The organism is Streptomyces sp. NPDC056128 (genome assembly GCF_042263835.1).
In the GTDB taxonomy this organism is placed as follows: domain Bacteria; phylum Actinomycetota; class Actinomycetes; order Streptomycetales; family Streptomycetaceae; genus Streptomyces.
Genome location: NZ_JBHJVQ010000063.1, coordinates 1 through 7,549, shown reverse-complemented (window position 1 = coordinate 7,549; position 7,549 = coordinate 1). Strand labels below are relative to the sequence as shown.

Annotated in this window: 2 protein-coding genes; both read left to right on the top strand. The window is 73.5% G+C overall.

Annotated features, from left to right (window positions below):
- The first annotated feature begins 33 nt into the window (after positions 1-33).
- The gene (locus ACFC1X_RS40460; protein WP_376364688.1) at positions 34-5,331 is read left to right on the top strand and encodes an amino acid adenylation domain-containing protein; all 5,298 of its coding nucleotides are present in this window, start codon (positions 34-36) and stop codon (positions 5,329-5,331) included.
- A partial coding sequence (locus tag ACFC1X_RS40455) for a condensation domain-containing protein (RefSeq protein WP_376364685.1) occupies positions 5,328-7,549 on the top strand: 2,222 nt, incomplete at its 3' end. The genes ACFC1X_RS40460 and ACFC1X_RS40455, both read left to right, overlap by 4 nt.

Below are 7,549 nucleotides of genomic sequence, written 5' to 3'. Positions count from 1 at the left end.
GCCAACCCCCACAGCCCCACCCCCGGCACCCGCATGTACCGCACCGGCGACCTCGCCCACTGGAACCACCACGGCCACCTCACCTACGACGGACGAGCCGACCACCAAGTCAAACTCCGCGGCCACCGCATCGAACTCGGCGAAATCGAAGCCACCCTCACCACACAAGCGGGCATCACCCAAGCCACCGTCCAGCTCCGCGAGGACCAGCCGGGAGACCAGCGCCTCGTCGCCTACGTGGTCACCGCCGACTGGGACGAGAACACCGTCCGGGACGCAGTCACCCGCGCCCTCCCCGACTACATGCGCCCCACCGCCTACGTCACCCTCGACGCCCTCCCCCTCACCCCCAACGGCAAACTCGACCGCAAAGCCCTCCCCGCACCCACCTACGCCACCACGACCACCGGACGAGCCCCCCGCACCCCCCGCGAAGAAATCCTCTGCACCCTCTTCGCCGAAGTACTCGGCGTCGACCAGGTCACCATCGACGACAACTTCTTCGACCTCGGCGGACACTCCCTCCTCGCCACCCGCCTCGTCAGCCGCACCCGCACCGCACTGCACGTAGAGCTGTCCGTGCGGCAGTTCTTCGAGACGCCGACGATCGCCGGGCTGTCGGGGGCGCTCGACCAGGCCGACGGTGCGCGGGCCGCGCTGACGGCGAAGCCGCGGCCCGAGCGGGTCCCGCTCTCGTACGCCCAGCAGCGCCTGTGGTTCCTGCACCAGCTCGAAGGGCCCTCGGCGACGTACAACATCCCCACCACCCTCCGCCTCTCCGGCGCCCTGGACCGGGACGCCCTGCACGCGGCGATCAACGACCTGATCGCCCGGCACGAGAGCCTGCGCACGACCTACACCGAGGACGAGCAGGGGCCCCGGCAGGTGGTTCAGGCGTGGGAGCCCGGTCTGCTGCCGCTCGTCGTGGTCGACACCGAGGAGGGGGAGCTGGACGCGCGGCTCTCCACGGCCGTGCACCACGCGTTCGACCTCACGGCCGGCATTCCGGTGCGGGCGACGCTGTTCCGGATCTCGGAGCGGGAGCAGGTGCTGCTGCTCCTCATCCACCACATCGCCACCGACGCCTGGTCGCGCACACCGCTGGGGCAGGACCTCGCCGCCGCGTACACGGCGCGGTGTGCGGGCGACGCGCCGGCCTGGGAGCCGCTGCCCGTCCAGTACGCCGACTACGCGCTGTGGCAGCGGGAGGTCCTCGGGGACGAGGCCGACGCCGACAGTGCGGCCGGCCGTCAGCTCGCCCACTGGAAGGAGCGGTTGGCCGGGCTGCCCGAGCAGTTGGAGCTGCCCACCGACCGGCCCCGCCCGGCGGTGGCGGACCAGGACGGCGACCGAGTCGCGTTCTCGCTCGACGCGGGGCTGTACGCGCGGCTGACCGAGCTGGCCAGGAGCACGCACTCGAGTACATTCATGGTGGTGCAGGCGGCGCTCGCCGCCCTGCTGACCCGGTTGGGCGCGGGCGAGGACATCCCGATCGGCACGCCGGTCGCGGGCCGCACGGAGGGCGCGACGGAGAACCTCGTCGGGTTCTTCGTGAACACGCTCGTCCTGCGCACCGACACCAGCGGCAACCCCACCTTCCGGGAGCTGCTGGAGAGCACGCGCCGCACCGACCTGGCGGCCTACGCGCACCAGGACCTCCCCTTCGAGCGGCTGGTCGAGGCGCTGAACCCGGTCCGGACGCTGGCGCACCACCCGCTCTTCCAGGTCATGCTCATCCTGAGCACGGCCGACACGGACCCGGACGCCTCGCTGGCCCTGCCGGGGCTGCGGGTCGGCGTGGAGCGCAGCCGGCTCGGTGCGGCCAAGGTCGACCTGGCCTTCGCGCTGGCCGAGACCAGGGACGGCGAGGGCCGGAGCACCGGGCTCACGGGCGCGCTGGACTTCCGGACCGACCTGTTCGACCGGTCGACGGCGCGGTCCCTGGTGGAGCGGTTCGTGCGGACCCTGGAGACGGTCGTCGCCGACCCCGGTGTCCGGCTGTCCCACGTACCGGTGCTGAGCGGACCCGAGCGGCACCGGCTGCTCGGCGAGGGGACCGGGCCCGCGCTGGAGACCCTGGACGCGACGCTGCCCGAGCTGTTCGGGGCGCAGGTGCTCCGCACGCCCGAAGCGCCGGCCCTGGTGCAGGGCGGGACGACCGTGTCGTACGCCGAACTCGACGCGCGCGCCGGTCGGCTGGCCCGGGTGCTGCGGCAGCAGGGGGTGCGGCCGGGGACGCCCGTGGTCATGCTGATGGAGCGGTCCCTGGCCCACGTGGTGGCGACCCTGGCCATCAGCCGGGCGGGCGGCGCCTACGTGCCGCTGCACGACACGTATCCCCTCGACCGGATGCGGCACGTGGTGGCGGACACCGCGGCGACGCTCGTCCTGGCCGACCGGGCCGAGGCCGCGCGGGCCGGAGAGCTGGGCGTACGGGTCATGGTGGTCGACGAATTCGGCGCCCCGCCCGGGTCCGGGCAGGCCGACGGCGTACCGGACGTGGGGCTGCGCCCGCAGGACCTCGCGTACGTGATGTACACCTCCGGCTCCACCGGGGTGCCGAAGGGCGTGGCGGTCACCCATCGCGGGGTGGTGGACCTGGTCCGCGACCACTGCTGGCGGCCGGAGGCCCACGAGCGGGTGCTGCTGCACGCGCCGCACGCGTTCGACGTGTCCTGCTACGAGATGTGGGTGCCGCTGGTCTCCGGCGGAACGGTCGTCGTGGCACCGCCCGGACACTTGGACGCGGCCGCCGTCACCGACCTGATCGCCGCCCACGACATCACCGCGATCCACCTCACCGCGGGCTTCTTCCGCGTCATCGCCGAGGAGGCGCCGGAGTGCTTCGCCGGTGTGCGGGAGGTACTGACCGGCGGTGACGTGGTCTCTCCGGCCGCGGTGGCCCGGGTCCTTGAGCACGCCCCGCGCGCCGTGCTGCGCCACCTGTACGGGCCGACGGAGACGACGCTGTGCGTGACGCAGCACGAGGTCGCGGCGCCGTACGCGGCCCGTGGCAGCCTGCCGGTCGGCCGTCCGACGGGGAACACCCGGGCGTACGTGCTCGACCAGTACCTCCAGCCGGTGCCCGCCGGGGTGCCGGGCGAGCTGTTCATCTCCGGGACCGGTCTGGCGCGCGGCTATCTGGGCCGCTCCGACCTGACCTGCGAGCGGTTCGTCGCCGACCCGTACGGCGGGTCCGGCGAGCGGATGTACCGCACCGGCGACCTGGTCCGCTACAACCCGGCGGGCGAGCTGGAGTACCTGGCCCGCGCGGACGACCAGGTCAAGATCCGCGGCTTCCGGGTGGAGCTGGGCGAGATCGAGACGGTGCTGTCCACCCGGCCGGAGCTGGCCCAGGCCGCCGTCGTCGTCCGCGAGGACCGGCCCGGCGACCGGCGGCTCGTCGGCTACGTCGTGGCCGCCGAGGGCCGGGACGGCGAGGTGGACCCGGACGCGCTGCGCGCCTTCGCCCGCCAGGCGCTGCCCGACTACATGGTGCCGTCGGCCTTCGTGGTCCTCGACGCCCTGCCGCTGACCGTCAACGGCAAGCTGGACCGCAAGGCGCTGCCCGCACCCGACTACGCGGCGGCGTCCACCGGGCGGGCCGCCCGCACCCCCGCCGAGGAACTGCTGTGCACGCTCTTCGGCGAGGTGCTGGGCCTGTCCGCGGTGGGCATCGACGACGGGTTCTTCGACCTCGGCGGCGACAGCATCCTGTCCATCCAGCTCGTCAGCCGGGCCCGCGCGGCCGGACTGGCCCTCGCCGTCCGCGACGTCTTCGAGTACCAGTCGACGGCCGAGCTGGCCGCGGCACTGGCCGAGCGGGACGGCGACGCCGTGCCGGAGGTCGAGGAGGTGCCGCCGCACGGCCCGGTCCCGCTGACCCCGGTGATGGCCCGGGTCGCCGAACTCGGCTTGGGCGGCGACGACTTCAACCAGTCGGTCGTGGTGTCCCTGCCGCCCGCGGTGGACGGCGACCGGCTGGCCGGGGCCCTCCAGAGCGTGCTGGACCACCATGACGCGCTGCGGCTGCTGGTCCGTCCCGACGGAAGCGCCGAGGTGCGCCCTCCGGGCAGCGTGCCGGCCGCGGACGTGCTCAGCGTGGTGACCGGGGCGCCGGGCACCGAGGACCACGACACCCTGGTCACGGAGGCGGCCCGCGCCGCACGGGACCGCCTCGCGCCCGCCGAGGGCCGCATGCTCCAGGCGGTGCTGGTGGACCGCGGGCCCGGCGGGGACGGCGCAGGGGACGGCGTACTGGTCCTGGTCGCCCACCACCTGGTGGTCGACTCGGTGACGTGGAGCATCGTCGTGCCGGACCTCGCGACGGCGTACCGGGGCGACGCACCGGCCCCCGTGGGCACCTCGTGGCGGCAGTGGGCCACCTCGCTGGAACGGCTCGCCACCGACCCCCGGGTCGAGGCGGAGACCGCCCACTGGGAGCACACGCTCGCCGGGGCGGGCGCGCTGCGGCTGGACCGCGCGCGCGACGTCCAGGGCGAGGCCGGACGCGTCGGCCTCGATCTGCCGTCGGACACGACCGCGGCCCTGCTCACCGAGGTGCCGGGGAGTGTCAACGCCAGCGTGAACGACGTCCTGCTGACCGCCTTCGCGTTCGCCGTCGCCGAGTGGCGGCGCGGGCGCGGCGAGGACCCGGACGCACCCGTCGTGGTCGACCTGGAGAGCCACGGACGGCACGAGGACGCGGTGCCGGGCGCGGAACTCAGCCGCACGGCGGGCTGGTTCACCGCACTGCACCCGGTGCGGCTGGCCCCGAACGTCGCCGACTGGGCGCGGCTGCACCAGGACGGCGACGCGCTCCGGGACGGCCTCAAGCAGGTCAAGGAACAGGTACGGGCCGTGCCGGGCGACGGCATCGGCTACGGCCTGCTCCGCCACCTCAACCCCACCACCGGGCCCCGGCTGGCGAGCCTCCCGGAGCCCGACTTCGGCTTCAACTACCTGGGCCGACGAGTCACCCCGGCCACCGGCACCCCGGAGCCGTGGACCGTGACCGGCGGTGGGCTGGCCGCCTCGCGACCGGCGGCGCCGATGGCCCACGCGGTGGAGATCAGCGCGGTCGTGCACGAGGGAGCGGACGGCCCCCGACTGCGCGCGGAATGGACCTACGCACGCCGCCTGGTCCCCGATCACGACGCCCGGCTCCTGGCCGAGCACTGGTTCCGGGCCCTGGAGGCCCTGGTGGAGCACACCGGCCGTTCCGGCGCGGGCGGCCTGACGCCGTCCGACGTCACCCTCGACTCGCTCAGTCAGTCCGAGATCGAGGAGTTCGAGTCCGACCTTGAGTCCGAGTGGGAGATTGAGCAGTGAGCCAGCAACCGTCTCGTTCGCGTAGCAAGATCGAGGACATTCTTCCGCTCTCCCCGCTGCAAGAGGGCTTCGTGTTCCTCGGGCTGCTGCACACGGAGGGACCCGACCTCTACGTCGGCCAGGTCGCCTTCGACCTGGAGGGCCCGTACGACGGCTCCCGGATGCGCGCGGCGGCCGAGGCCCTGCTGCGCCGGCACGCCAACCTGCGGGCCGGGTTCCGGCAGCGCAAGAACGGGGCCTGGGCCCAACTCGTCCTGCACGAGGTCGACCTGCCGTGGCAGGACGCCGACCTGAGCGCGCTGCCCGAGGACGAGCGCGGCCCCGAGGCCGACCGGCTCGCCGCCGCCGACCGCGCCCGCCGCTTCGACCTGGGCCGCCCGCCGCTGCTGCGCTTCACGGCGATCCGGCTCTCCGCCGACCGCGTCCGGCTGGTGATGACCAACCACCACATCGTGCTCGACGGCTGGTCCATGCCGGTCCTGCTGCGCGAGCTGATGGCGCTGTACGCCTCCTCCGGCGACCCGTCCGCGCTTCCGCGGGTCCGCCCGTACCGCGACTACCTGGCCTGGCTCGACGCCCGCGACCGTGAAGCGGCCCGGACCGCCTGGCAGGAGTCGCTGGCCGGCCTCGACGAGGCCACCCTCCTCGCCCCGGCCGGTTCGGCGGCGTCGACGGCGCCCGAGCACGTGTCGTTCACCGTGGACTCCGAGGTCAGTGGCGCGCTGGCGGCCTGGGCGCGGGGACAGGGCGTGACCATGAACACCGTGGTCCAGGGCGCCTGGGCACTCGCCCTGGCCCAGGCCACCGGACGCGACGACGTCGTCTTCGGCGCCACCGTCTCCGGCCGCCCGCCCGAGCTGCCCGGCGTCGAGTCGATGATCGGCCTGTTCATCAACACCCTGCCCGTCCGCGCCCGCCTCGACCACGCCGAGCCCCTGCATGCCCTCTTCCGCCGCCTCCAGGCCGAACAGGCCCGCCTCCTGGACCACCAGTGGGCCGGACTCGCCGACATCCAACGCTGGGCCGGACACGGCGAACTCTTCGACACCGCCATGGTCTTCCAGAACTACCCGGTCGAGGACGGCGACCTCACCGCCGCCTCCGACCCCGACCGGCTCCGGGTGGCCTCGGCGGACATCAAGGGCGGCACACACTTCGCCGTCAACGTCGTCGCGACGATGCGCGGCGCGGAGCTGTCCTTCCGCGTGGACTACCGTCCCGACCTCTACGACGAGGAGTACGCCCGCGGCTTCGGCCGGCGGATGCTGCGCGTCCTGGAGACCCTGATCGCCGACGCCGACCTGCCCGTCGCCCGCCTGGACACCCTCGACCCGGCCGAGCGGGAGCGGGTCCTGGTGGAGTGGAACGGGGCGCGGACCGAGCTTCCCGGGACGCCGCTGCACGAACTGATCAGCGAGCAGGCCGGACGGACGCCGGATGCGGTCGCGGTGGTGTGCGACGGCGTGTCTCTGACGTACGCCGAGCTGGACGGGTGCGCCAACCAGCTCGCCCGGTATCTGCTGGGAGAGGGGCTGGGCGCGGAGGACTTCGTGGCGATCGCGCTGCCGAAGTCGCTGGACGCGATCACCAGCATGCTGGCCGTGCTGAAGACCGGCGCGGCCTATCTGCCGATCGACCCGGAGTACCCCGCTGAGCGCATCAGCTACATGCTCGACGATGCCCGGCCCGCCCTCGCTCTCACCGAGCCCATACCCGTGGAGCAGTACGCCGGACACTCCACCGCAACGGTCACCAACGCAGAGCGCCGTACCTCGTGGTCACGGCGGCACGCGGCCTACATGATCTACACCTCCGGCTCCACCGGCCGCCCCAAGGGCGTCGTCATCGAACACCACGCCCTCGCGACCTACCTCCACCGAGCCCGCACCACCTACAGCGCCATGAGCGGTGCCACCGTCCTGCACTCGCCGCTCGCCTTCGATCTCACCATCACGGCCCTGTGGACGCCCCTCACGGCCGGCGGCACCGTCCACCTCACGAGCCTGGAAGAGACGGCGACGCAGCCGAGCCTCATCAAGGCCACCCCCAGCCACCTCCCCCTACTCACCGCGCTCCCGGAGACGGCGTCCCCCTCCCACACCCTCATCCTCGGCGGGGAGGCACTCCACACCGACCACCTGGCCGCCTGGCGCGACCAGCACCCCGACGTCCAGATCATCAACGCCTACGGCCCCACCGAATCCACCGTCAACATCAC

Excerpts from the sequence above, each read along its gene's own strand:
- ACFC1X_RS40460 (WP_376364688.1), top strand. The coding sequence starts at position 34 with ATGTACCGCACCGGCGACCTCGCCCACTGGAACCACCACGGCCACCTC.